Source organism: Marinobacter sp. UBA3607, from assembly GCF_002375525.1.
Classification (GTDB): Bacteria; Pseudomonadota; Gammaproteobacteria; order Pseudomonadales; family Oleiphilaceae; genus Marinobacter; species Marinobacter vinifirmus.
In genome coordinates this window covers 1-20,622 of the sequence record NZ_DFLY01000009.1, presented here as the reverse complement: position 1 = coordinate 20,622, position 20,622 = coordinate 1, and the positions used below count along the sequence as shown (strand labels likewise).

Sequence of the window (20,622 nt, the reverse complement as noted above, 5' to 3'; positions counted from 1 at the left end):
TGGCTTGTGCCCAAATGGTGCCCAGGCAGTGCCCTGATATTCAGGCACCCTTACGATCCTTACTGCAATAGCCAACTACGCCTGCAACTCATCCATCAGCCAGTTCCTGAATGCTTCCATGCCTTTGGTGAGCGGCCGGTGTTTCCGGTAAACCAGGTAAAATGCTTTCTTGGTATCGAGCGGGATATCAAAAGGTACCACCAGTTTGCCGGATTCGATTTCCCGGGAGATCAGGGTCTGGTCTGCCAGGGCCACGCCGAGATTCTCCTGGGCCGCTGCAGTAGTCAACTGGCTGCTGGATAACTGCATGGAGCCTTTGGGGGTAATAAATTCAACCCCGGCCTTCTTCAGCCAGTTATCCCACTCCCAGGTTCGCTTGCTCACGTAGATTAACGTGTGATTGGCCAGGTCTGAGGGCTTCTCAAGCGGTGGCCCGGTCTGCAGGAGGCCAGGGCCGCATACAGGCACCAGCATCACTTTGCGCAGAAACTCCACTTCAATGTCGTCCCACTCGCCATTCCCGTAGTAAACCGCCATGTCTGTGCTGGTCCGATTGAAATCCAGTAACCCCATAGACGCATTGATCTGCAATTCGACATCCGGAAATAACGCGCGAAACCGGGACATCCGCGGCATCAACCACCGGATGAGGAAATTGGGCGCTACGCTGATCTGCACCACGCTGGCACCCTGGGTCGCCGAGAGCCGTTGCGTCGCCATTTCGATCTCATCGAATGCGTGCTTTACAGACGCCAGGTACTGCTCCCCCTGAGGAGTCAGGGTCACTTTCCGGTTACTGCGATGGAACAGCTCTACGCCTAAAAAATTCTCAAGCGTTTTAACCTGGTGACTGACCGCTGAAGGGGTAACGAACAATTCCTCCGAAGCCCCTGAAAAACTTAGGTTTCTTGCTGACGCCTCGAACATCTTCAAGGCATTTAAAGGTGGAAGTCGACGCATAGGGGCAAACGCTTATTATGAATTTTTCTCAGCATTGCGCTTAGAATTTATCGCTTTTTGATCGGCCTGGAAGCTCGTAGCATAAGCACCATACAAATTGCCAGTTACCCTCAGGAGGCACCATTATGAATCAGCAAGACAGCAACATCGTTACCCAGGCAGAAGTCGACCACTATATCGCCCTGGCGACCGAATACCGCAACCAGTACATCAAAGAGCAGTTCAGCCAACTGGTAAAAAACATTAAAGAGCGCTTTCATGGCATGGCGGCTCGGGTATCTACCAGCCACTGATATCCTGGGCACATCCGAGTAGCCTCCCGGTGTGTCCAGTGCAGCGGGCGGCCAGTACGCTAGGCAATCTTTTGCCGGCGCACCCAGGCCGCCCGAAGCACTTCCGCGATCATCCCTGCAAGAAGCCCAAACACCGGGTCAGCCCATACTGTGACCAGCGCGGTTACGCCTATCACGGGCCAGCATGACGGCCTGGCTGTCCACAGACGTTTCGACGACGCCAGCTCTACAGCAGCAACCAACAGCAGGGCTCCCAGACCTGCCGCGGGAATGGCCGCAATCACCGAAAGCCCTCCCGGCATCAAAGCCACCAGCAACAGCCCTGCTCCCAGCAAGACGGGTGCCACACCGGTTCTGGCACCGAAGCGATAGTGCGCCGCCAGCCCCCCGGCTCCGTGGCACATAGGCAAGGCACCGAAGGGCACCAGGCAGAGGTTGGCCAGGCCGGTGCTTAACGACAGGCGCGCCGGCGAAGCCCGATGAGCCTGTTCTCCGAAATAGCCTCCCGCCAGTAATGCGGTTAGCAGGATGGCGTTGGTTAATGTCAGGGCTAACTGCGGCAACGCCAATAACGAAAACCCTTGCTGCCAGCCACTCAGGCCCGGCAGTTCGGGCCAGTGGAATGCAACTGAATCCGGCATCGCCAGCGAAAGCCCCGGCGACCCCGCTACCGCGCCAACCACCAAAGACACCCCTAACCCGATCAGCGTTGCAGGCCAGGCAGGTAATCGCCACAGAACAAGAACCAGCACCAGCAACGTGGCCAGACCCGCCAGCCAGGACGTCGCCATCAAACCCAGGCTCATGCCGGCCAGCAAAAGCCCCAGCCCCAGCTGAAGGCCGCTCAGTATCGATCCCGGAACCAGCCGAGCCACCCGGTTAATCCATCCGGTCACCCCTAACAGCAACATGATGGCACCGATCAGAATACCACTGGCCACCAGGCTTTCGTGGCTTACCTGGGTGGTCAGCAGTAATGCGACAACCGCTTTCATCGGCTGTACCGGGATCGGCAGGCGATAATATAAACCGGTCGCAATGTAAAACACCGCAAACCCCAGCAGCACAGGCACCGGCGCAAGCCCGGCAACCGCAATCGCGCCAAGGCTCAGGGGCAGCAGCGTGCCGATATCGCCCAGCGCGCCACTGACCTCTCTTACCCATTCTTTTCGGGTTGTAAGCATGCTGGCTCCTGTTCCACCCGTCTCTCTAACCTGGCAACTCGTCAGGCGTTATAAACCACTCGCCCCAATTCACGGATATCATAGCCACCCAGTGCATCGGCCCGTTGGGCAAAACGCTCACTGCCGGCAAAGGCCAGCAGCTGCTGCATGGCCGGCTCAAAATAGTGGCGACGGCGCATGGCCAGGTCGAAATGCTCCTGTTTCAGAGGAATAAACGCCAGCCCCTGCCGGCGCGCCGCCGCTTCAATGCCAATGCCGATATCCGCCTCACCCTGCCGGATGGCTAACGCAAGATCATCCTCACTGAGTGACGGGTGCGAAGCCCAGCCGAGTTGCTCTGCATCGATTCGATGGCGGGCAAGCAGGCTCTGCAACAAATGGCTGACACCGGCATCGGGCTGGCGGTGGGCAACCCGAATACCGGGGCGGGCGATATCTTCCAACCGTGCAAGTTTATGGGGATTATCGGCAGCCAGGAGCAGCCCCTGTTGTCGTTTCGCCCACCGGATCAGCACCAGGTCACGCATCCCGCCCAGCCCCAGTGTAGCCGGGTCGTTGTACCGCTGGCTTTCGGCATGCCAGATATGCATACCGGCAAGCAGCGCCCGCCCGTTAATCAGCCGCTGCACACCATCGCCACTGCCCTGGCACAACAACGCCAGTTCCGCTCCGCTTTCCTTCACGGCCCACTCCAGTAGCGGATCCTGGCTACCGGCCAGAACCGGCGGCGTGGGCGCGCTGACAGCGTCGTCCCCCTCCAGGTGGTTCATTAACCACAGATCAATACGCTGGCGCGGAAACAGCAGCTTTCCGGTCACCCGTACACAGGGAATAACGCCCTGACTGACCAGGTCGTAGATTTTGCGCTCCTTCAGGCGCAGATACTCGGCCGCCTCTGCGGTGGTGAGGTAGGTGGGAAGGGACATTGCTTTCTCCTGCTGCCCGGCAAAGCATACTGCTGTTTTTGACTGCATATATTTCAGCAGGCTGTGCAAAGCGTAGTTAGAAACGCCACGATGCTCAAATAATAAGGAGACGCAGCTTTGGAAAACAATGCGTTCTATGTAGCACTCTCGCTATTGTTCAACCTGGATACAGCCCTGTTCCAGATTGTGATGCTGTCGCTACAGGTGTCGCTACTGGCGGTCCTGATCGCCGCTGTGCTGGGGTTCCCCCTTGGCGCAGCGGTCGCGCTTTGGCGCTTCCCCGGGCGGGGCGGGGTCATTGTCATGCTCAACGCCCTGATGGGGTTACCACCGGTGGTTGCAGGGTTGATGGTTTATTTATTGCTTTCCCGCGCCGGCCCGCTGGGCGAACTGGGGTTTCTGTTTACGCCGGGGGCCATGGTCATTGCCCAGGTAGTGCTGGTGTTACCCATCCTGGCTGCCCTTTCGCGTCAGAAGGTCGAAGAGATGCTGGGCGAGTACCGGGAGCAATTTGTTTCTCTGGGCATGTCACGGGCACGCATGATGCCCACCCTGTTGTGGGATGCCAGGTTTGCCCTGCTAACCGTGCTGCTGGCGGGCTTTGGCCGCGCCAGCGCGGAAGTGGGCGCGGTAATGATGGTGGGGGGCAACATTGATGGGGTTACCCGGGTAATGACCACCGCTATCGTACTGGAAACCGGCAAGGGCAACCTGCCGCTGGCACTTGGGCTTGGCATTGTGCTGCTGACGCTGGTGATGCTGATTAACGCCGGCGCCTACATGGTCGGTGAACTGACCAGGAGGCGGACAGGATGACCTCATTGAGCGCCTCACATCGGGTTTCCTCAACCATTGCCCCTCCGCCGGCACTGCGGTTTGAGGGCGTGACCTTCAGCCATGAAGACAAGGTGCTGCTGGGGCCCTGTTCCTTCACCCTGGACGGCATTGGCCCCACCCTGGTGATGGGGCCTAACGGAGCCGGAAAAAGCCTGCTCCTGCGGTTGGCCCACGGATTGCTTTCGCCCAGCCAGGGGAAGGTCTCGTGGTCCGGCGGGACACCCCCTCGCCAGGCCATGGTATTCCAGCAACCGGTGCTGTTGCGCCGATCCGCGGTGGCAAACCTCATCCACGCACTGGCCGTAAATAATGTGCCCCGGCGGGAACGCGGCAAGCTCGCGCTTGGCGCCCTGGAACGCTTTGGCCTGGCTGCCTGCGCAAAGACACCGGCCCGGTTGCTCTCCGGCGGCCAGCAACAGCGCCTGACGCTGGCCCGGGCCTGGGCACTTTCGCCCCAGGTGCTGTTTCTGGATGAACCCACGTCTGCGCTTGATCCGGCAGCCATCAAGGCCGTAGAGACCGCCGTCCATGACTTTCACCAGAGGGGAACCCGCATCGTGATGACCACCCACGATATCCATCAGGCCCGGCGCCTTGCCGGCGATGTGTTGTTTTTATCGGGCGGAAAGCTGCGCGAGCACACCGTTGCTGAAACCTTTTTCAACCAGCCCGCTTCCCCGCAGGCACAGGCATTTGTGGCCGGCGAACTGGTCGAATAGTTGTTCCGAAAGATGCCCTTACCCACGAACGGAGAAAACAAAATGAAAAAAACCCTGAACCTGGTACTTGCCGGTGTGACGGCCATGGGCCTGGCACTCAGTGCCCATGCCGAGGATTACATTACCCTGGCCTCGACAACCTCCACCGAGAACTCGGGGCTGTTCGACTCCATTTTGCCCAAGTTTGAAGAAGCGTCCGGTATTGCGGTACGGGTGGTGGCCGTGGGCACCGGCCAGGCGTTTGAACTTGCCCGCCGGGGCGATGCCGACAGCCTTCTGGTGCATGACACGGCCGGCGAGAAGCGGTTTGTCGAAAACGGCTACGCCACCGAGCGCGCTGATGTCATGTATAACGATTTCGTGCTGATTGGCCCGGAGAGTGATCCTGCTGACGTCCGCAGCGCGAAAACGGCAGCGGAAGCCTTCGCAGCCATTGCCAATGCCGAGGCACCCTTCACGTCACGGGGCGACGATAGCGGCACCAACCGTGCTGAACTGCGCCTCTGGGAAAATGCCGGGGTTGAGCCAGGCGGCGACTGGTACCGCGAACTGGGCAGCGGCATGGGGCCAACCCTGAATACCGCAGCAGCCATGGATGCCTATGTCATGTCAGACCGGGCCACCTGGGTAGCCTTCGGCAACCGCCAGAACCTGACCCTGGTCTTTGAAGGCGACGATGTGCTGTTCAACCAGTATGGCAGCCTGTTGCTGTCTGAAGAAAAGCACCCTCACCTCAAGCACGACCTGGCCACCAAGTGGCACAACTGGTTGATTTCAGAAGACGGCCAGCAGGCCATTGCCGACTTCAAGGTGAATGGAGAGCAGCTGTTTTTCCCGAACGCCAAATAGGCTAATCTCTGGCAATCTATGTAGAGGCTGCGTTCTGCAGCCTCCATAAGACGGCCAGAGCAAAATGACGATTGATTCCATCCTTCCAGATCCTCAAGACCCCCGGCTGTCCCGTTCAGTCGAGGGCGTTGACGAAACCGGTCAACCGAAGTCGATCAGTGTTATCGAAGAACGCCCCCTGACCATCTACCTGAACAGCCAGGAGATCGTTACGGCCATGACCATCGGCGATCACCCGGAATACCTCGCTCTTGGCTTTTTACTCAATCAGGGCATGCTGAAAGCAACCGACCAGGTTACCGGCATTGATTACGACGAAGAACTGGAAGTGGCCGTGGTTCGCACCGCCGGCACCACAGACGTCGAAGACAAGCTGGAGAAGAAAACCCGCACTTCCGGCTGCGCCGTTGGCACTGTGTTCGGCGATATGATGGCCGGCCTTGAAGGCCTGGCACTGCCTGATACCCCGGTGCACACCAGCACCTTCTACGACCTTTCGTACCAGATTAACCACACCCCCAGCCTGTACATGGAAACCGGCGCCATTCACGGCACAGCGTTATGCCAGGGCCGCCAGATCCTGGCGTATATGGAAGACGTGGGCCGCCATAATGCCGTCGACAAGATCGCAGGCTGGATGTATATCAACGGCATTACGGCAGCTGACAAGGTACTCTATACAACCGGCCGCCTGACATCCGAGATGGTGATCAAGACTTCCCTGATGGGCATTCCGACGTTGATCAGCCGGTCCGGCTTCACCGCCTGGGGCGTGGACATTGCCCGTCAGGTCGGGCTGACCCTGATCGGGCGGATGCGAGGCAAGAAGTTCACCTGCCTCAGTGGCCAGCACCGACTGGTGTTCGACCAGGACCTTTCACAGGTGCCGGATGAAGACAAAAAAATGCGTCGAAAAGGGGCTGAACATGAGTAAGTGCGCCGTCATCCTGGCCGGCGGCCAGGCCAACCGCATGGGCGGTGTTGATAAAGGCCGGTTGATGCTGGGCGATCAGTCCCTGATCCAACGGGTTATCGGCCGAATTACGCCGCAGGTAGACGCCGTGGTGCTAAATGCCAATGGCGACCCGGGCCGCTTCGATGATCTGGGCTTGTCCGTGGTCGCCGACTCCATACCGGATTACGCCGGGCCCCTGGCCGGTATTCTGGCAGGCATGGACTGGGCCGCAGAACAGGGCCATGACTGGCTGTTCAGCGTGGCGGCAGACACGCCGTCATTTCCCCTCGATCTGGTCGAACGCCTGTCCGGCGTCGACGCTCCGGTGGTACTGGCGGCAACTCCGGACCCGGAGCGTGGCCGGATACCCCAGCCAACCTTTGGCCGCTGGGATGTTTCGCTGCGGAACGACCTGAGGGCGGCGCTGAACGACGGCGTACGCAAAATCCGCCAGTGGACGCTGGCCCATGGTGAGTCGCTGGTGATGTTCGATGAGGTCGACTTTTTCAACATCAATACACCGGAAGACTTGGCCTGGGCGGAGCAGCACCTGAAATGAACGTGATCGGCTTCGTAGGCTGGAAGAATTCTGGCAAGACCACCCTGGCCAGCGCAGTGATTCGTGAATTATCCGCCCGGGGCCTGAACGTCAGCTCGATCAAGCACGCCCATCACCTGGTGGATGTGGACCAACCGGGAACCGACAGCTACAAGCACCGGGAGGCCGGCGCACAGGAGGTCATCCTGGCGGGCGGCCAGCGCTTTGCCATCATGCATGAACTCCGGGGCGCCAGGGAGCCAACGCTGGACGAGTTGCTAACCCGGCTGGGCCCCTGCGATTGGGTTGTGGTAGAAGGTTTCAAAACCCACTCTCACCCCAAAATCGAGGTGCACCGAAAGGACAGCACCCGCGCCGCCCTGTATCACGAGAACTCCAGCATCGTTGCCGTCGTGGCAGACTATGCTGCGGACTTCCAAGGCCCGGTTTTCGACATCAACGATGTCTCCGGAATCGCTGACTTTATCCTGAAGCGTGAACCGTCATGAGCAGCAGCGCCAATCAAGAAAGCACCGTAAAACCACTTCGTAACGACTGCTTTGCCCTGCCTCCCGGCGTGAACTGGACGCCGGTCGACGAGGCCCTGGAGCGTTTGCGATCCCGTTTGCACCCGGTGGTGGGCATAGAGCGCGAGGTTCCACTGTCGCATCTGAACGGACGCATACTGGCCGCAGACGTTTTTGCGCCACGGGCCCACCCGCCCAGCAACAATTCCGCGGTTGATGGCTATGCGTTTGCCGGCCCCCTGACCGAAGTGCCGTGCTCACTGCCGCTGGTAGACGGCCGCAGCGCCGCCGGTGAACCCTATAGGGAACAGGTTCCCGATGGCCACGCTATCCGCATCCTGACTGGCGCAGTCATGCCGGCAGGCACAGACACAGTAGTGCTGGAGGAAGACTGCGACGTCATCAATGGCCAGTTGCACCTGAACGGTACGCTGAAGGCAGGCGCCAATCGGCGTCTGGCCGGCGAGGATATTCAGGTGCAGGACCGGATTCTCACCGCCGGTACCCGCCTGACCCCCACCCAGATTTCCGTACTCGCCAGCGTGGGCGTGGAATCCGTTGACGTTTACCAGCGCCTGCGCGTTGGCGTGCTGTCGACCGGCGATGAAGTAAAGCCCGTTGGCGCCCCGGTCACGGACTGGCAGATCTACGATGCCAACCGCCCGATGCTGAGTTCGATGATCACGCAGCTGGGCTATCAACTGGTCGACCTCGGCCATGTGCTGGACCGGCCTGACGCCGTGAAAGAGGCGCTGGGGCGCGGCGCGGAGCAATGCGACCTGATCCTCACCAGCGGTGGCGTTTCTGCCGGGGATGAAGACCACGTGTCGAAAACCCTGAAAGCCCATGGCGAGATCAGCAACTGGCGCATTGCCATCAAACCCGGCCGCCCCCTGGCCCTGGCCATGTTCAAGGGCACACCCGTGGTGGGCCTGCCGGGTAACCCGGTTGCCGCCTGGGTTTGTGCATTGCGATTTGGCGCACCGGCCATGGCCTTGATGGCCGGTGCGGAATGGTTTGAGCCCCAGGGTTATCTCGTGCCGGCCAACTTTTCCAAGAACAAGAAACCGGGGCGCAGCGAGATGTTGCGCGCCCGGGTTCGCGATGGAAAAGTTGAGGTATTCGGTTCCGAAGGCTCCGGGCGGGTCACCGGCCTGGCCTGGTCTGAGGGCATGGTCGAGCTGGACGAAAGCGCCCGGCAGATCGAACCGGGCACCCCGGTAAAGTTCATTCCCTACGGCAGCTTCGGTCTGTAATCAATCGACGCTGCCGTGCACCGCAAAGGCCTCCAGCGAGGCATCCTGCGGGGCCCGGGAGCGGTAGGTTTCCTCAACTCCCAGATCGGTCAGCCGGCGGCTGACCATCAGCAGGGTATTGTCTTCGAAGTCCTCGCACATGGTGCGCATCTGGTCGATTTCTTCACAGGCCACGGGATAAGCCGCATCAATATCCGGCGCGCCGTAGATCTCGACAAAGGTTTGTGCCAGGGTCCGGCGTAACTGCTCCAGTTCCGCTTCGGTGATGTTGCACACCCCCACAAAACTGGCCCGGCCACCGGACTCGATACTGTACCAGCCATTGCTGAAAGCCTGACGGGCCTTGCCCTTCAGGTCTGCTTCGGTCCAGTTGGAAAACTCGAAGCCGCCGGAAATGGCCCACTCACCACTGGGCGCGGGGTTTTCAAAGACGTTTTCATCGGATACGTCCAGCCTCAGGGTTCGTGCCAGCTTCATACATGCTCCGCGAATTCAATCAAGCTCACTGTTTCGGTCATCACACCCTCCCGCAGCAGCATCCGGCCTTTTTCATCCAGTCCAACAAACAGCCCGGGTTTTGGATACTCGATCGTTTTGCCCAGGGTGTCGCAGCGGGGCCGCCATTCGTTGTGTACCCGCTCGAACCCGCTGTCCAGGAAGTAGGTCAGCCACAACAGGGTGTGTTTGGACCAGCTTTCCAGCAGCGCCATGGGCGTGATATCCACGCAGCCTTCCTCGTGCAGGCAGGTTTCATTCGGGTTGGCACCTGGCTCACCGCCTGCCGGGGTAAAGGGCACATCAATGCCAATCACCAGCCAGTTAGGGAAGGCTTTCGGGTCGGATACGTCCGCCGCAAAGCGGACGCTGCCACAGACAGCACCGTTCACCTTGATACGATCGGGCCACTGGAAATGTACCGGCACTTCCGGTGGGGCCAGGGCGCCGAGGCTCTCGGCCAGGCCGACCTGGGCCACGTAGACTGCCTGGATGGCTTCTTCCAAAGGCGTCTCCGGTGCCAGCACCAGGGCCGCATGCAGCGTGTCGGGGCCCTCCGAGTAGAACACCGTACCCGAATCGACTCCGGCAATCGCCCGGCTGACCGCCTTGGCAAACGGATCCATGTGCCTGGGCACCGCTTCGCCCGTGAGCAACGGCGGAAACTGGGGTGACTGCATCATCGGATGGCCCGGGCGTAGACGTCAGAGGCGATGATTTCATCGGCAATGCGCTGGAAGGCTTTTGCCTGTGGGCTCTCGGGCTTGGAGACCACGATCGGCACACCGCCGTCCGAACCCAACCGGATATCCAGGTCGAGCGGGATCTCTCCGAGGAAGGGCGCGCCAAGCTTTTCAGCCTCAGCCCGGGCACCGCCGTGCCCGAACGGGTGGTGCTCTTTGCCGCAACCGTCGCAGATAAACGACGCCATGTTCTCGATCAAACCGAACAGCGGCACATCCATGCGCTGGAACATGTCGATGCCTTTGCGCGCATCCATCAAGGCAATATCCTGGGGCGTGGAGACCACAACAGCACCGGCCACAAAGAATTTCTGGCTCAGGGTCATCTGCACGTCACCGGTCCCCGGGGGCAGGTCCACCAGCAGAACGTCCAGCCGGCCCCACTCCACCTGGTTCATCATCTGTTGCAGGGCGCCCATCAGCATGGGGCCACGCCAGACAATGGCTTCGTCTTCCGGTGCCATCAAACCCAGAGACATCAGCGTTACCCCATGATTTCGCAGCGGCAGGATGGTATGGCCATCGGGGCTGGACGGGCGGCCTGAAACACCTAGCATGCGGGGCTGGCTGGGGCCGTATACGTCGGCATCCAGCAGCCCTACTTTCAGGCCCTTCGAGGCCAGCGCAACCGCAAGATTCGACGCCACGGTAGACTTGCCCACGCCGCCCTTACCCGAGGCAATGGCAATAATCCGGTCAACGCCTCTCGGGTTCTTGTCCTGCGGCCGCGGCGCGTCGGTGCCAATCAGGTTTTCTTTTCCTACTTCGGTGTATTGAACCATGTTACTTCCCGTTTAGTGTTCAGCTGTCCCGATAGTCGTCACTGGTGCGAACCCGGGGGCGCTCACCGCCCGCCATGGGTGCGTTGTTGCCATGGTACTGGGCCTTGACCCGACAGTCGTCGCACATTTTGATCAGCTGAACATTATCAGACTTGGTGTACATCCAGTGCTGGTTCTCAAGCTTTTCAACAATCCGGTTAATGGTGCTGGCAACACCAAACGGCTTTCCACACTGGATGCACTCGAAAGGTTCCTCGCCATGTAACGCCCGGGGGCTCAGCGCGTCCTTCGACAGGTCCAGCCGGGGCTTCAGGGTGATGGCCGTCTCGGGGCAGGTACTCTCGCAGATGCCGCACTGGACGCAGGCGTTTTCGGTAAAGCGTACTTCTGGCCGATCAGGGTGATCACCCAGGGCCCCGGTAGGGCACAGCGACACACAGGCCAGGCACAGCGTGCACTTATCGGAATCAATCTCGACGGCGCCATAGGGTGCGCCGGCCGGCAGCGGAATCGGCGCCTCGATGTTATCTGCCATCGCATTGGCCGTAACCCGGGTGATGTCACGGCGCCCGCCCACCAGCAGTACCGGTTCACTCACCCGCCCGGCGTTGTCGCCCGCGGCACAGAGTTCGATGGCTTCGATAACCCGGATCCGGCCGGGAGAGTTCCGGGTGCCCGTAAGCATGGCCTGGGCCAGTTCAACTTCCGCCGCAACCGCCCGGCGGTCGATCTCGTTGTCCGGCAGAATCAGCACTTCCGCGTAACCGGCACCGAAGGCTGCCATGATTTCAGCGTGGCCAACCCGGTCAATGTGCTCCAGCCCGAGCGGGATCAGATCGTCTGCCAGGCCATCGTCGTAACGGGCCAGGTAGGCAATCGCCTCAGCGCCGGCGTCCAGGGTGTGAAACACCAGCCTCGGGGCCTCGCCAGTGTGCTCGCGATAAACCCGGGCCATCACCTCCAGGTTTCGTGTGATGGCTTCGAAGGAGGTCTCGTTCATGGTGATCGCAGAGGTCGGGCAGACCGCCGCGCAGGATCCGCAACCGGCACAGATATCCGAGTCGATCTGGATATGGTCACCGGCAGAGAAAATGGCCTCGGTGCAGCATACGTCCAAGCAACGGGTACAACCCGGCTGATTGGCCCGGGAATGGGCACACAGGGATTCTTCCAGCCGGAAGTACACGGTCTTCTCGAACTCGCCCACCAACTCCCTTGCGTTCAGGGCAATGCGCTCAAGCTCCCCGGCCTTGGCCGGGTCGGCCCAGAAATAGCCGTTACGTTTCTCGTGGCTGGGGAATGCCGGGCCCAGGCCGCGCAGGTCGATAAAGATGTCACATTCACTGCGGGCGGTGGCTTTCGCCTCGCCGTAACCGGGCTCGCCCCGGCCGGCGGGATTCATCATCTGCAAGCCGGAAAACTCCAGCTTGAAGTTGCCCAGTGCGCCATAGGCACTGGTCAGCTTGCCCTTCGCCACGTCATAGGCCGCCGAGGGCAGTTGTACCGGCCCCGCATCACTGACGATACAGGTCACACCGAGTTCATCCTGAACCAGTTCGGCCATGCGTATGGCCTGCTCGGTGGGGCCGACAACGCAGCATACGCCGCTGGAACGGATGGTTTTCACCGGTGCCATGGGGGCCGGCAACTGAGCCGCAGCCATCAGCGCTGCCTGCTTGGCATGGAGGCGTTTCGGATTAGCCTGCGGCGCACTCCATCCCGCGCGATCCCGGATATCGAGGGTACTCAGGGGCGCGGAGTGCTGAATCTCCGCCTGTATATCCTCGCCCAGGCGCTCGAACAGAGCCGCCTGCTGGCCACAGGCAATAAGTACTTCGTTTGCGCCACTCAGGTGCTCCGCAGCGGTTTTCATGTCTGTGCCGCACAGCTGATCCACAACGATGACCTGCTCGGCTGCCGCGGCCGCCTGCAGTGCCTTCGGATCAAAGCTCTGTGTTTTGTCACAGGTGCATAACAGTAGGGTCTTGTGTGCCGTCATCAGGAATTTGGCTCTTTTCGTTGTTTTTCTGCGTATACAGATTAATTCGGACTTTCGAGCATGCCACAGGCTTTTACGTAAGGACAATTGGATAATTGTTAGTGTCCTGCTAGCTTAGGGCTATAGCAAAACGAGAATTCCCATGAGCAGTCGTACAGAGCATTGGAAACGTGAGTTACAGGTGGGGGCCGTTGTACGCCGTACCCCGGGAATAACCCGCTGGGCGAAGGACATCTGGAAGCCCGTGGCGGTGATACCCGGCGCTCCCGAGGCGTTCTGGAAAGAGCTGGTTCGCGAGGGCGAAGTGGTCGATTACCACGCGGGCACGGTCACCATGGAGCTGTTCCGGGCTGATGTGGAGGGCTACCTGGTCTCCCTGAATATGGCCGTGCCTTCCGTCTGGATTGTCATGGACAAGGACCAGACCGGCCAGTCCCCGTCTGGCTGGGTGGTCAGCACCGTTACCGCCAGTGCCCATGAGGCGCTGGATTCCCTGGATAGTGGCGAAAGCATTGTCGAACCGGTTCCGATTCCCGAGTCCCTGGCGGCCTGGATCAAGGAATTTATCGACATGCACTACATCGAGGAGCCCTTCAAGAAACGCCGTCGCAATGAGGTTGCTGTCGACACCGTCGAAGACGGCAAGGGCGACCCCCGGATTCGCCAGGAAAGCGACGTTTACCGCGCGCCCTCCAATATCAAGAAGCCGAGGGTTCACTGATGGCTGAGTCACGTCTTCAGCGCTGGGCGCGCAAAAAGGCCGAAGCGGGCAAACCGGCCGAACCTGTCCCTCCCCAAAGCAATGACCCCGAGCCTTCACCCGAGGAACAGGAGCTCGCCCTCAATGAAGCCCTGCCCGAGCAGGAGGTGCTGGCGAAGTACAACCTGCCCGATCCGGACACCCTTGAACTGGGTGCGGACATCACCGGCTTCATGCGTAAAGAGATTCCGGAATTACTGCGCCGCAAGGCCTTACGGGCACTGTGGAAAACCAACCCGGTACTGGCGGTGCTGGACGGCCTGAATGACTACGATGAAGACTATACAGATGCCGCCCTCGCCACCAAAACCGTAAACACCCTGTATAAGGTGGGACAGGGCATGTTCGATAAGAACGCCCGCCGTGAAGAACAGGGCGACACTCAGGCCGAGCCCCAGGCGAGCTCTCCAAACGTGATTCCCCCTGCCCCGAAACAGGCGCCACCTGTGAGCGCTGACAATGAACCGGCACCCGAAACCCCGGTCATACCTTCCGCAGAGCCTTTCCCGGCCGAGCCGGCTTCTTCAGAAACCCAGGAAGAGTGGGAGCCGCGCTACAGACCGAGGATGCGTTTTGAATCCTGAAGGCCGGAAGTATGATTGCACCGGATACAGGTTAGGGCTATAACTTACAAATGACTGTCTAAAAGTCGTACAAAAACCCGAAGGAAAAAGACTTGTCTGATACCGCTGCACTTCAATGCCCCCGCTCGATCACTGACGAAGACCGCGCCCGGGCCCAGATCTACCAATTACTGGCTGTATTGTTAAGCAGCCCGCCTTCGGACGAGCTGCTCAAAGGGCTGGCGTCCTTACAGGGTGACGACACCCCCCTGGGTTCCGCCTACAAAAACCTGGCTGCCCTTGCCCAACGTACTACGGCGGTCGACGCCGAGCAGGAGTTCAATAACCTGTTCATTGGCGTAGGCCGGGGTGAGCTGTTGCCCTATGCCAGTTATTACCTGACCGGCTTCCTGAACGAGAAACCGCTGGCAGACCTGCGTACCGACCTGATGACCCGGGGCGTCAAGGTCAGCGACGGCGTTAAAGAACCGGAAGATCACATCGGTACCCTGTGTGAAATCATGGCGGGCATTATTACCGGCGAATTCGCCTGCGACAGCGATGTGTCATCACAGAAAGCTTTTTTTGACGCCCACATGGCAAAGTGGGCGGCGTTGTTTTTTACGGATCTGGAAGAAGCGCAAAGCTCAGTCCTCTACGCTCCAGTCGGCTCGCTGGGTCGGGCCTTCATGGCGGTAGAGGCGGATGCCTTTGCAATTCAATAACCGGGATCTGCCCGATCCCTTAACTCAGGTGGAGGAGTCCGATGGACAGCCCGAAGCGTGAAAACAGTCGGCGCCGTTTCCTGCAACTGGCCGCATCCGCAGCACCCGCTGCTGTTGCCATGGCCGTTGCACCGAACGCTGCAGCCGGGGTGGCAACAGACGCCCCGAAAAGCAGCGGTCTGCGCGACACTGAACACACTCGCAAGTATTTCGAATCGGCTCGCTTTTAAGGATGCGTGAATCATTCAAGGTTGCGTGACGCTCTTGGATGATCACACCTCCGGAAAAACGAGAATAAAAAGAGAGAGGTATGTGACATGTTACGGAAGAAGACCAACGGGGTTGCGAAAGGCCCCCGTAAAGGATCTTTACTTTCATCCCTCGCTGCCAAAACTATGGACCGTCGTAGTTTTCTGGCGGCTTCCGGTGTAACGGTGGGAGGCCTGGCGGCCTTATCACTGACATCGGGCCGGGTTCAGGCTGCAACCCCATCAACCGAAGGTGGGGAAATGGTGCTTAAAAAGTCTGTATGCACCCATTGCTCGGTAGGCTGCACCGTGATTGCCGAGGTACAGAATGGCACCTGGGTTGGGCAGGAGCCCGGCTGGGATAGCCCGTTCAACCTGGGCTCACACTGCGCCAAGGGCGCTTCTGTGCGTGAACACGCCCACGGCGAGCGGCGCCTGAAGTACCCCATGAAAATGGTCAATGGCCAGTGGCAGAAGATCTCCTGGGACGAGGCCATCAACGAAATCGGCGACAAGATGTTGCAGATTCGCGATGAGAGCGGCCCGGATTCGGTGTACTGGCTGGGCAGCGCGAAGTTCAACAACGAACAGGCGTATCTCTACCGCAAATTTGCGGCTTACTGGGGCACCAATAACGTCGACCACCAGGCCCGGATCTGCCACTCCACCACAGTCGCCGGTGTAGCCAACACCTGGGGCTACGGTGCGATGACCAACTCGTACAACGACATCCACAATTCCAAGGCCATTTTCATTATCGGGGGCAACCCGGCCGAGGCGCATCCTGTGTCGCTGCTGCACGTCCTGAAAGCCAAGGAAGAGAACAACGCGCCACTTATTGTTTGTGACCCGCGCTTCACCCGCACGGCGGCCCATGCCGACGAATATGTGCGCTTCCGGCCCGGTACCGACGTAGCCCTGGTTTGGGGACTGCTCTGGCACATCTTCGAAAACGGCTGGGAAGACCAGGAATTCATCCGTACCCGTGTGTACGGCATGGAGCAGATCCGCGAAGAGGTGAAACACTGGAACCCCGAGGAAGTCGAGCGGGTAACCGGAACCCCTGGCGCTCAGCTTGAGCGTGTCGCCCGCACCCTGGTCAATAACCGTCCGGGAACCGTTATCTGGTGTATGGGTGGTACCCAGCACTCCAACGGTAACAACAACACCCGCGCTTACAGCATCCTGCAACTGGCACTGGGCAACATGGGTGTCGCTGGCGGCGGTACCAATATTTTCCGTGGCCACGACAACGTTCAGGGCGCCACCGATCTGGGCGTGCTGGCAGACACCCTGCCCGGCTACTATGGCCTGGCGGCTGGCGCCTGGGCCCACTGGGCGCGGGTCTGGGAAGAAGACATCGATTGGCTGAAAGGCCGCTTTGCCACCCTGGACAGGAATGGCAAAACCAAACCCATGATGAACGAGAAAGGTATCCCGGTTTCCCGCTGGATTGATGGTGTCCTGGAAGCCAAGGAAAACCTCGAGCAGCCTGACAACACACGGGCCATGGTGCTGTGGGGCCACGCGCCCAACTCGCAGACCCGTATGCTCGAAATGAAAGAAGCGATGGAAAAACTGGACCTGCTGGTGGTTGTAGACCCGTTCCCGACCGTGTCAGCCGTGCTGCACGATCGCAAAGACGGTGCCTACCTGCTGCCGGCAACCACCCAGTTCGAAACCCGCGGTTCCGTTACCGCATCGAACCGTTCCCTGCAGTGGCGTGAAAAGGTCATCGAGCCGTTGTTCGACTCCAAGGTCGACCACGAAATCATGAAACTGTTTTCGGACAAATTCGGTTTCACCGACCGTATGTTCCGCAACATCGCCATTGAAGGCGATGAGCCGGTGATTGAAGACATCACCCGCGAGTTCAACCGAGGCACCTGGACCATCGGCTACACCGGCCAGTCCCCCGAGCGGCTGAAAAAGCACATGGCCAACCAGCATCACTTCGACAAGACCACCCTGCGTGCTGTCGGTGGGCCTTGCGATGGTGATATCTACGGCCTGCCGTGGCCGTGCTGGGGCACCGCAGAGATGAACCATCCGGGCACACCAATCCTGTACAACATGTCGATGCCGGTGTCCAAGGGCGGCCTCACCTTCCGCGCCCGCTTCGGTGTCGAGCACAACGGCAACAATCTGCTGGCCGATGGCGTGTACTCAAAGGATTCCGAGATCAAGGACGGCTACCCCGAATTCACCATGCAGATGCTGATGGATCTGGGCTGGGATAAAGACCTGACCGCCGAGGAACGAGCCAGTATTGAAGCGGTGGCCGGCCCCGCCACCAACTGGAAAACAGACTTGTCTGGCGGCATCCAGCGTGTGGCCATCAAGCACGAGTGCGCGCCCTTTGGTAACGCCAAGGCCCGTGCTATTGTCTGGAACTTCCCGGACCCTGTGCCTCTACACCGTGAACCGCTTTACACCAATCGGCGCGATCTGGTCAAAGATTACCCGACCTACGCCGACAAGACCTTCTGGCGCGTGCCGACCCTGTATGAGTCCATTCAGAAGAAGGATTTCAGCAAGGACTTCCCCATCATTCTGACCTCCGGCCGTCTGGTTGAGTATGAAGGTGGTGGTGACGAGACCCGCTCGAACCCCTGGCTGGCGGAACTGCAGCAGGATATGTTCATCGAAATAAACCCGCGTGATGCCAATAACCTGAACATCCGTGACGGTAAAGACGTCTGGGTTTCCGGCCCGGAGGGCGCGCGCATCAGGGTCAAGGCCATGGTGACCGAAAGGGTTGGCGAAGGTGTTGCCTTCATGCCTTTCCACTTCGGCGGGCACCTGGAAGGAAAGGACCTGAGGGACAAATACCCGAAGGGTTCCGATCCTTACGTACTGGGTGAATCCACTAACACCGTTCAGACATACGGGTACGACTCGGTCACGCAGATGCAAGAGACCAAGTGCACCCTGTGTGCGATCGAACCAGCATAACAAGAGGTGTAGACCATGGCACTTGAAGGACAAGCAAGAGCAAAATTCCTTTGCGACGCCGAGCGCTGCATCGAATGTAATGCCTGCGTAACGGCCTGTAAAAACGAGCACGAAGTCCCCTGGGGCATCAACCGCCGCCGAGTGGTAACCATCGAAGATGGCAAACCGGGTGAGCGCTCGATCTCGGTAGCTTGCATGCACTGTTCAGACGCGCCCTGTATGGCGGTTTGTCCGGTGGACTGCTTCTACCAGACCGAAGACGGCATCGTGCTGCATTCCAAGGACCTGTGTATCGGTTGTGGCTATTGTTTCTACGCCTGCCCGTTCGGTGCGCCCCAGTTCCCGCAAGCGGGCAACTTTGGCAGCCGCGGCAAAATGGACAAATGCACGTTCTGTGCAGGCGGCCCTGAAGAAGACAATTCCGCAGCCGAGTTCACCAAGTACGGCCGCAACCGTATTGCAGAGGGTAAACTGCCGATCTGTGCGGAAATGTGCTCTACCAAAGCCCTGCTTGCCGGTGACGGCAACGAGGTGGCGGACATCTATCGCCAGCGCGTGGTGAACCGTGGTTTCGGTTCCGGCGCCTGGGGATGGGGCACAGCCTACGAGAAGAAAGGTGCATAAGCTGATCTGAACGAAGTTCCGGAGCTCCCCGAGCTCCGGAACTTCTTCAGCCACAACGCCTTCTTGTTGATTCCGCTGGAGTACTCTGATGAACAAACATCTGTTGGGTGCCGCTGCCCTTGTGCTGGCGTCACTGATTTTCAACCCTGCCTGGGCACAAGACGGTCCGGCGGTTGACCGAACAGCAACCGGGGGTGCTCAGACCCTCGAAGATATTATGCGCCGCCAGGAGCAGCAGAAACTGGACGACAGTTTCCGCTCCGAAAACCTGGGCAATCCGGAGAAGGCGGCGCCAATCACCGAACAGCTTGGTACCAGGGGTGGTGTCTCAGATGCCGACACCTGGCGCTCCATTCGCTATAACCAGATCGATCCCACCGTGCAGTCTCCGGGCCCGGCCAATGGCGTCATGATCCAGGACGGGGGCATCAGTTGGTACAAACTGCGGGAAGGACCCATCATCACCTGGGGCGGTGGTGCCCTGCTGGGGATCATCGTGCTGCTCGTGGTGTTCTACTTTGTGCGTGGCAAAATCATGATTGATGGCGGCCCTGCGGGCTCGACCATTGAACGATTCAAAGCCATAGAGCGGTTTGGTCACTGGCTGCTGGCCGGCTCGTTCATAGCCCTGGGCGTAACGGGGCTGCTGACCTTGATGGGCCGCAGTTTCCTGATCCCGGTGATCGGGCTCGATGCCTTTTCGACCCTCGCAGTCGGTTCAAAGTGGCTTCACAACAACATTGCCTGGGCATTCATGCTCGGCCTGGTTATGACATTTGTGATGTGGGTAGCGCATAACATACCTGACAAACTAGATTGGCAGTGGATCAAGGCGGGGGGCGGCATCTTCACCAAGGGCCATCCATCGGCCAGGAAATTCAACGCAGGCCAGAAGGTCGTTTTCTGGACCGTGATGCTGCTGGGTGTGTCTGTCTCGCTTTCCGGATTATCGCTTCTGTTCCCCTTCCAGATGCCTCTTTTTGGCGACACCTTCGGTGTCATCAACAGTATTCTGGGCACGGGCCTGCCAACAGAGCTGACACCACACGAGGAAATGCAATATGCCAACATCTGGCATTCGATCGTGGCATTCGTGATGATGCTGGCCATCATCGCCCATATCTATATCGGCACTGTGGGTATGGAAGGCGCATTCGATGCGATGGGTAGCGGCCAGGTTGACCTGGAATGGGCTCGCCAGCACCACGACCTCTGGGTAGAAGAGGAAGAGGCCAAACAAGGCAAAGGAGGATCATCATGAAGGTAATGATTTCCGCATTTGTCGTAGCATTGATCATAGCCTCGCTCGCCCCGGTTGTTCTGAACCAGTTCGGCTGGTCTTCAGCGGAACAGGGCAGCAGTGAGAGTGTACGACTTGACTGATCAAACCGAGGTATACCAGATCGATGCCGTCGGCTTGGTATGCCCCCTCCCTATTCTCCGCTTCAAGAAACGCACCCAGGGGTTACCCAGCGGGACCCAGGTCGAGTTCCTGGCCGATGACCCCAGTGGCCGTAAGGACATGCAGGCGCTGTGCGATATCACAGGGCACCGGATTGAATGGATTCGCGAGGAGGAGGCCGGCGTGCTCCGCTATCGGATTTGCCTGGCTTAGAGAGAATGCCTTTGGATTCTTTCTGCAGACTTTCATTTTTCCCAGACCTGAAATGAAAAAACCCCCGGC

The 20,622-nt window shown here is 59.4% G+C and carries 24 protein-coding genes; 17 read left to right on the top strand and 7 right to left on the bottom strand.

The features are described 5' to 3' along the window. Positions 1-75: 75 nt before the first annotated feature. Positions 76-960, bottom strand: a complete 885-nt coding sequence (gene gcvA, locus B2589_RS02480; protein ID WP_286815500.1) for a transcriptional regulator GcvA — start codon at positions 958-960, stop codon at positions 76-78. Positions 961-1,085: 125 nt separating this feature from the next. Between gcvA and B2589_RS02475 the strand changes: the two genes are divergently transcribed. Further along, a complete protein-coding gene (locus B2589_RS02475) occupies positions 1,086-1,253 on the top strand; it encodes an RSP_7527 family protein (protein WP_286815499.1) in 168 nt (55 codons plus the stop codon). 59 nt (positions 1,254-1,312) lie between these two features. Here the strand turns inward: B2589_RS02475 and B2589_RS02470 are convergent, their stop codons facing one another. Continuing rightward, positions 1,313-2,437 carry a putative sulfate/molybdate transporter gene (locus B2589_RS02470; RefSeq protein WP_286815498.1) on the bottom strand — a complete coding sequence of 375 codons (1,125 nt, stop codon included), beginning with the start codon at positions 2,435-2,437 and terminating at the stop codon, positions 1,313-1,315. 41 nt (positions 2,438-2,478) lie between these two features. After that, entirely contained in the window at positions 2,479-3,363 is an 885-nt protein-coding gene (locus B2589_RS02465; protein ID WP_286815497.1) for a helix-turn-helix transcriptional regulator, read from the bottom strand. A gap of 117 nt (positions 3,364-3,480) precedes the next feature. Here B2589_RS02465 and B2589_RS02460 point away from each other — a divergent pair, with 117 nt between their 5' ends. From B2589_RS02460 to B2589_RS02430, 7 genes are all read left to right on the top strand, one after another. Then, a complete protein-coding gene (locus B2589_RS02460; protein ID WP_286815496.1) occupies positions 3,481-4,179 on the top strand; it encodes an ABC transporter permease in 699 nt (232 codons plus the stop codon). Next, positions 4,176-4,919, top strand: coding sequence for an ATP-binding cassette domain-containing protein (locus B2589_RS02455; protein ID WP_286815495.1), 744 nt, complete (start codon positions 4,176-4,178; stop codon positions 4,917-4,919). Before B2589_RS02460 ends, B2589_RS02455 begins: the two co-directional genes overlap by 4 nt. A gap of 42 nt (positions 4,920-4,961) precedes the next feature. Then, on the top strand, positions 4,962-5,768 hold the full coding sequence (locus tag B2589_RS02450; RefSeq protein ID WP_022989808.1) for a substrate-binding domain-containing protein: 807 nt from the start codon (positions 4,962-4,964) through the stop codon (positions 5,766-5,768). A 64-nt stretch (positions 5,769-5,832) separates the two neighbouring features. Beyond that, on the top strand, positions 5,833-6,702 hold the full coding sequence (locus tag B2589_RS02445; protein ID WP_199456044.1) for a formate dehydrogenase accessory sulfurtransferase FdhD: 870 nt from the start codon (positions 5,833-5,835) through the stop codon (positions 6,700-6,702). Then, positions 6,695-7,282 carry a molybdenum cofactor guanylyltransferase MobA gene (mobA, locus tag B2589_RS02440; RefSeq protein WP_286815494.1) on the top strand — a complete coding sequence of 196 codons (588 nt, stop codon included), beginning with the start codon at positions 6,695-6,697 and terminating at the stop codon, positions 7,280-7,282. The genes B2589_RS02445 and mobA overlap by 8 nt, the downstream gene beginning before the upstream one ends. Then, complete coding sequence (gene mobB, locus B2589_RS02435; protein ID WP_286815493.1) at positions 7,279-7,770, top strand: molybdopterin-guanine dinucleotide biosynthesis protein B; 492 nt, start codon at positions 7,279-7,281, stop codon at positions 7,768-7,770. The genes mobA and mobB overlap by 4 nt, the downstream gene beginning before the upstream one ends. After that, positions 7,767-9,044, top strand: coding sequence for a molybdopterin-binding protein (locus tag B2589_RS02430; protein WP_286815492.1), 1,278 nt, complete (start codon positions 7,767-7,769; stop codon positions 9,042-9,044). Before mobB ends, B2589_RS02430 begins: the two co-directional genes overlap by 4 nt. On the opposite strand, the gene B2589_RS02425 is transcribed toward B2589_RS02430, so the two are convergent. The 4 genes from B2589_RS02425 to B2589_RS02410 are packed head-to-tail and all read right to left on the bottom strand — an operon-like array spanning position 9,045 to position 13,063. After that, positions 9,045-9,521, bottom strand: coding sequence for a DUF6505 family protein (locus B2589_RS02425; protein ID WP_022989813.1), 477 nt, complete (start codon positions 9,519-9,521; stop codon positions 9,045-9,047). It lies immediately after the preceding gene. Further along, positions 9,518-10,222, bottom strand: a complete 705-nt coding sequence (locus B2589_RS02420; RefSeq protein ID WP_286815491.1) for a biotin/lipoate--protein ligase family protein — start codon at positions 10,220-10,222, stop codon at positions 9,518-9,520. Before B2589_RS02420 ends, B2589_RS02425 begins: the two co-directional genes overlap by 4 nt. Next, positions 10,219-11,064 carry an Mrp/NBP35 family ATP-binding protein gene (locus B2589_RS02415; RefSeq protein WP_286815490.1) on the bottom strand — a complete coding sequence of 282 codons (846 nt, stop codon included), beginning with the start codon at positions 11,062-11,064 and terminating at the stop codon, positions 10,219-10,221. Before B2589_RS02415 ends, B2589_RS02420 begins: the two co-directional genes overlap by 4 nt. Positions 11,065-11,083: 19 nt before the next feature. Further along, positions 11,084-13,063 (bottom strand): 4Fe-4S binding protein, encoded by a 1,980-nt coding sequence (locus B2589_RS02410; RefSeq protein ID WP_286815489.1) that lies wholly within the window; start codon positions 13,061-13,063, stop codon positions 11,084-11,086. Positions 13,064-13,205: 142 nt separating this feature from the next. Between B2589_RS02410 and B2589_RS02405 the strand changes: the two genes are divergently transcribed. From B2589_RS02405 to B2589_RS02365, 9 genes are all read left to right on the top strand, one after another. Continuing rightward, positions 13,206-13,784 (top strand): DUF3305 domain-containing protein, encoded by a 579-nt coding sequence (locus tag B2589_RS02405; protein ID WP_199456036.1) that lies wholly within the window; start codon positions 13,206-13,208, stop codon positions 13,782-13,784. Beyond that, positions 13,784-14,407, top strand: coding sequence for a DUF3306 domain-containing protein (locus B2589_RS02400; protein WP_286815488.1), 624 nt, complete (start codon positions 13,784-13,786; stop codon positions 14,405-14,407). Before B2589_RS02405 ends, B2589_RS02400 begins: the two co-directional genes overlap by 1 nt. 92 nt (positions 14,408-14,499) lie before the next feature. Beyond that, on the top strand, positions 14,500-15,111 hold the full coding sequence (locus B2589_RS02395; protein WP_199456034.1) for a TorD/DmsD family molecular chaperone: 612 nt from the start codon (positions 14,500-14,502) through the stop codon (positions 15,109-15,111). Between the two features lie 41 nt (positions 15,112-15,152). Continuing rightward, the gene (locus B2589_RS02390) at positions 15,153-15,341 is read left to right on the top strand and encodes a hypothetical protein (RefSeq protein ID WP_199456033.1); all 189 of its coding nucleotides are present in this window, start codon (positions 15,153-15,155) and stop codon (positions 15,339-15,341) included. Positions 15,342-15,428: 87 nt separating this feature from the next. Further along, a complete protein-coding gene (locus tag B2589_RS02385) occupies positions 15,429-18,314 on the top strand; it encodes a formate dehydrogenase subunit alpha (protein WP_414673918.1) in 2,886 nt (961 codons plus the stop codon). A gap of 15 nt (positions 18,315-18,329) precedes the next feature. Next, positions 18,330-18,938 (top strand): formate dehydrogenase FDH3 subunit beta, encoded by a 609-nt coding sequence (fdh3B, locus tag B2589_RS02380; protein WP_036219858.1) that lies wholly within the window; start codon positions 18,330-18,332, stop codon positions 18,936-18,938. An 88-nt stretch (positions 18,939-19,026) separates the two neighbouring features. Further along, entirely contained in the window at positions 19,027-20,199 is a 1,173-nt protein-coding gene (locus B2589_RS02375; RefSeq protein WP_286815486.1) for a formate dehydrogenase subunit gamma, read from the top strand. Then, a complete protein-coding gene (locus B2589_RS02370) occupies positions 20,196-20,321 on the top strand; it encodes a hypothetical protein (protein WP_266096169.1) in 126 nt (41 codons plus the stop codon). The genes B2589_RS02375 and B2589_RS02370 overlap by 4 nt, the downstream gene beginning before the upstream one ends. After that, complete coding sequence (locus B2589_RS02365; RefSeq protein ID WP_332875507.1) at positions 20,299-20,553, top strand: sulfurtransferase TusA family protein; 255 nt, start codon at positions 20,299-20,301, stop codon at positions 20,551-20,553. Before B2589_RS02370 ends, B2589_RS02365 begins: the two co-directional genes overlap by 23 nt. Positions 20,554-20,622: the final 69 nt, after the last annotated feature.

Excerpts from the sequence above, each read along its gene's own strand:
- B2589_RS02370 (WP_266096169.1), top strand. The coding sequence starts at position 20,196 with ATGAAGGTAATGATTTCCGCATTTGTCGTAGCATTGATCATAGCCTCG.
- B2589_RS02445 (WP_199456044.1), top strand. The coding sequence starts at position 5,833 with ATGACGATTGATTCCATCCTTCCAGATCCTCAAGACCCCCGGCTGTCC.
- B2589_RS02415 (WP_286815490.1), bottom strand. The coding sequence starts at position 11,064 with ATGGTTCAATACACCGAAGTAGGAAAAGAAAACCTGATTGGCACCGAC.
- fdh3B (WP_036219858.1), top strand. The coding sequence starts at position 18,330 with ATGGCACTTGAAGGACAAGCAAGAGCAAAATTCCTTTGCGACGCCGAG.
- B2589_RS02405 (WP_199456036.1), top strand. The coding sequence starts at position 13,206 with ATGAGCAGTCGTACAGAGCATTGGAAACGTGAGTTACAGGTGGGGGCC.
- B2589_RS02455 (WP_286815495.1), top strand. The coding sequence starts at position 4,176 with ATGACCTCATTGAGCGCCTCACATCGGGTTTCCTCAACCATTGCCCCT.
- B2589_RS02430 (WP_286815492.1), top strand. The coding sequence starts at position 7,767 with ATGAGCAGCAGCGCCAATCAAGAAAGCACCGTAAAACCACTTCGTAAC.
- mobB (WP_286815493.1), top strand. The coding sequence starts at position 7,279 with ATGAACGTGATCGGCTTCGTAGGCTGGAAGAATTCTGGCAAGACCACC.
- B2589_RS02465 (WP_286815497.1), bottom strand. The coding sequence starts at position 3,363 with ATGTCCCTTCCCACCTACCTCACCACCGCAGAGGCGGCCGAGTATCTG.
- B2589_RS02385 (WP_414673918.1), top strand. The coding sequence starts at position 15,429 with ATGTTACGGAAGAAGACCAACGGGGTTGCGAAAGGCCCCCGTAAAGGA.
- B2589_RS02400 (WP_286815488.1), top strand. The coding sequence starts at position 13,784 with ATGGCTGAGTCACGTCTTCAGCGCTGGGCGCGCAAAAAGGCCGAAGCG.
- B2589_RS02475 (WP_286815499.1), top strand. The coding sequence starts at position 1,086 with ATGAATCAGCAAGACAGCAACATCGTTACCCAGGCAGAAGTCGACCAC.
- B2589_RS02375 (WP_286815486.1), top strand. The coding sequence starts at position 19,027 with ATGAACAAACATCTGTTGGGTGCCGCTGCCCTTGTGCTGGCGTCACTG.
- B2589_RS02450 (WP_022989808.1), top strand. The coding sequence starts at position 4,962 with ATGAAAAAAACCCTGAACCTGGTACTTGCCGGTGTGACGGCCATGGGC.
- gcvA (WP_286815500.1), bottom strand. The coding sequence starts at position 960 with ATGCGTCGACTTCCACCTTTAAATGCCTTGAAGATGTTCGAGGCGTCA.
- B2589_RS02390 (WP_199456033.1), top strand. The coding sequence starts at position 15,153 with ATGGACAGCCCGAAGCGTGAAAACAGTCGGCGCCGTTTCCTGCAACTG.
- B2589_RS02425 (WP_022989813.1), bottom strand. The coding sequence starts at position 9,521 with ATGAAGCTGGCACGAACCCTGAGGCTGGACGTATCCGATGAAAACGTC.
- B2589_RS02420 (WP_286815491.1), bottom strand. The coding sequence starts at position 10,222 with ATGATGCAGTCACCCCAGTTTCCGCCGTTGCTCACGGGCGAAGCGGTG.
- B2589_RS02410 (WP_286815489.1), bottom strand. The coding sequence starts at position 13,063 with ATGACGGCACACAAGACCCTACTGTTATGCACCTGTGACAAAACACAG.
- mobA (WP_286815494.1), top strand. The coding sequence starts at position 6,695 with ATGAGTAAGTGCGCCGTCATCCTGGCCGGCGGCCAGGCCAACCGCATG.
- B2589_RS02470 (WP_286815498.1), bottom strand. The coding sequence starts at position 2,437 with ATGCTTACAACCCGAAAAGAATGGGTAAGAGAGGTCAGTGGCGCGCTG.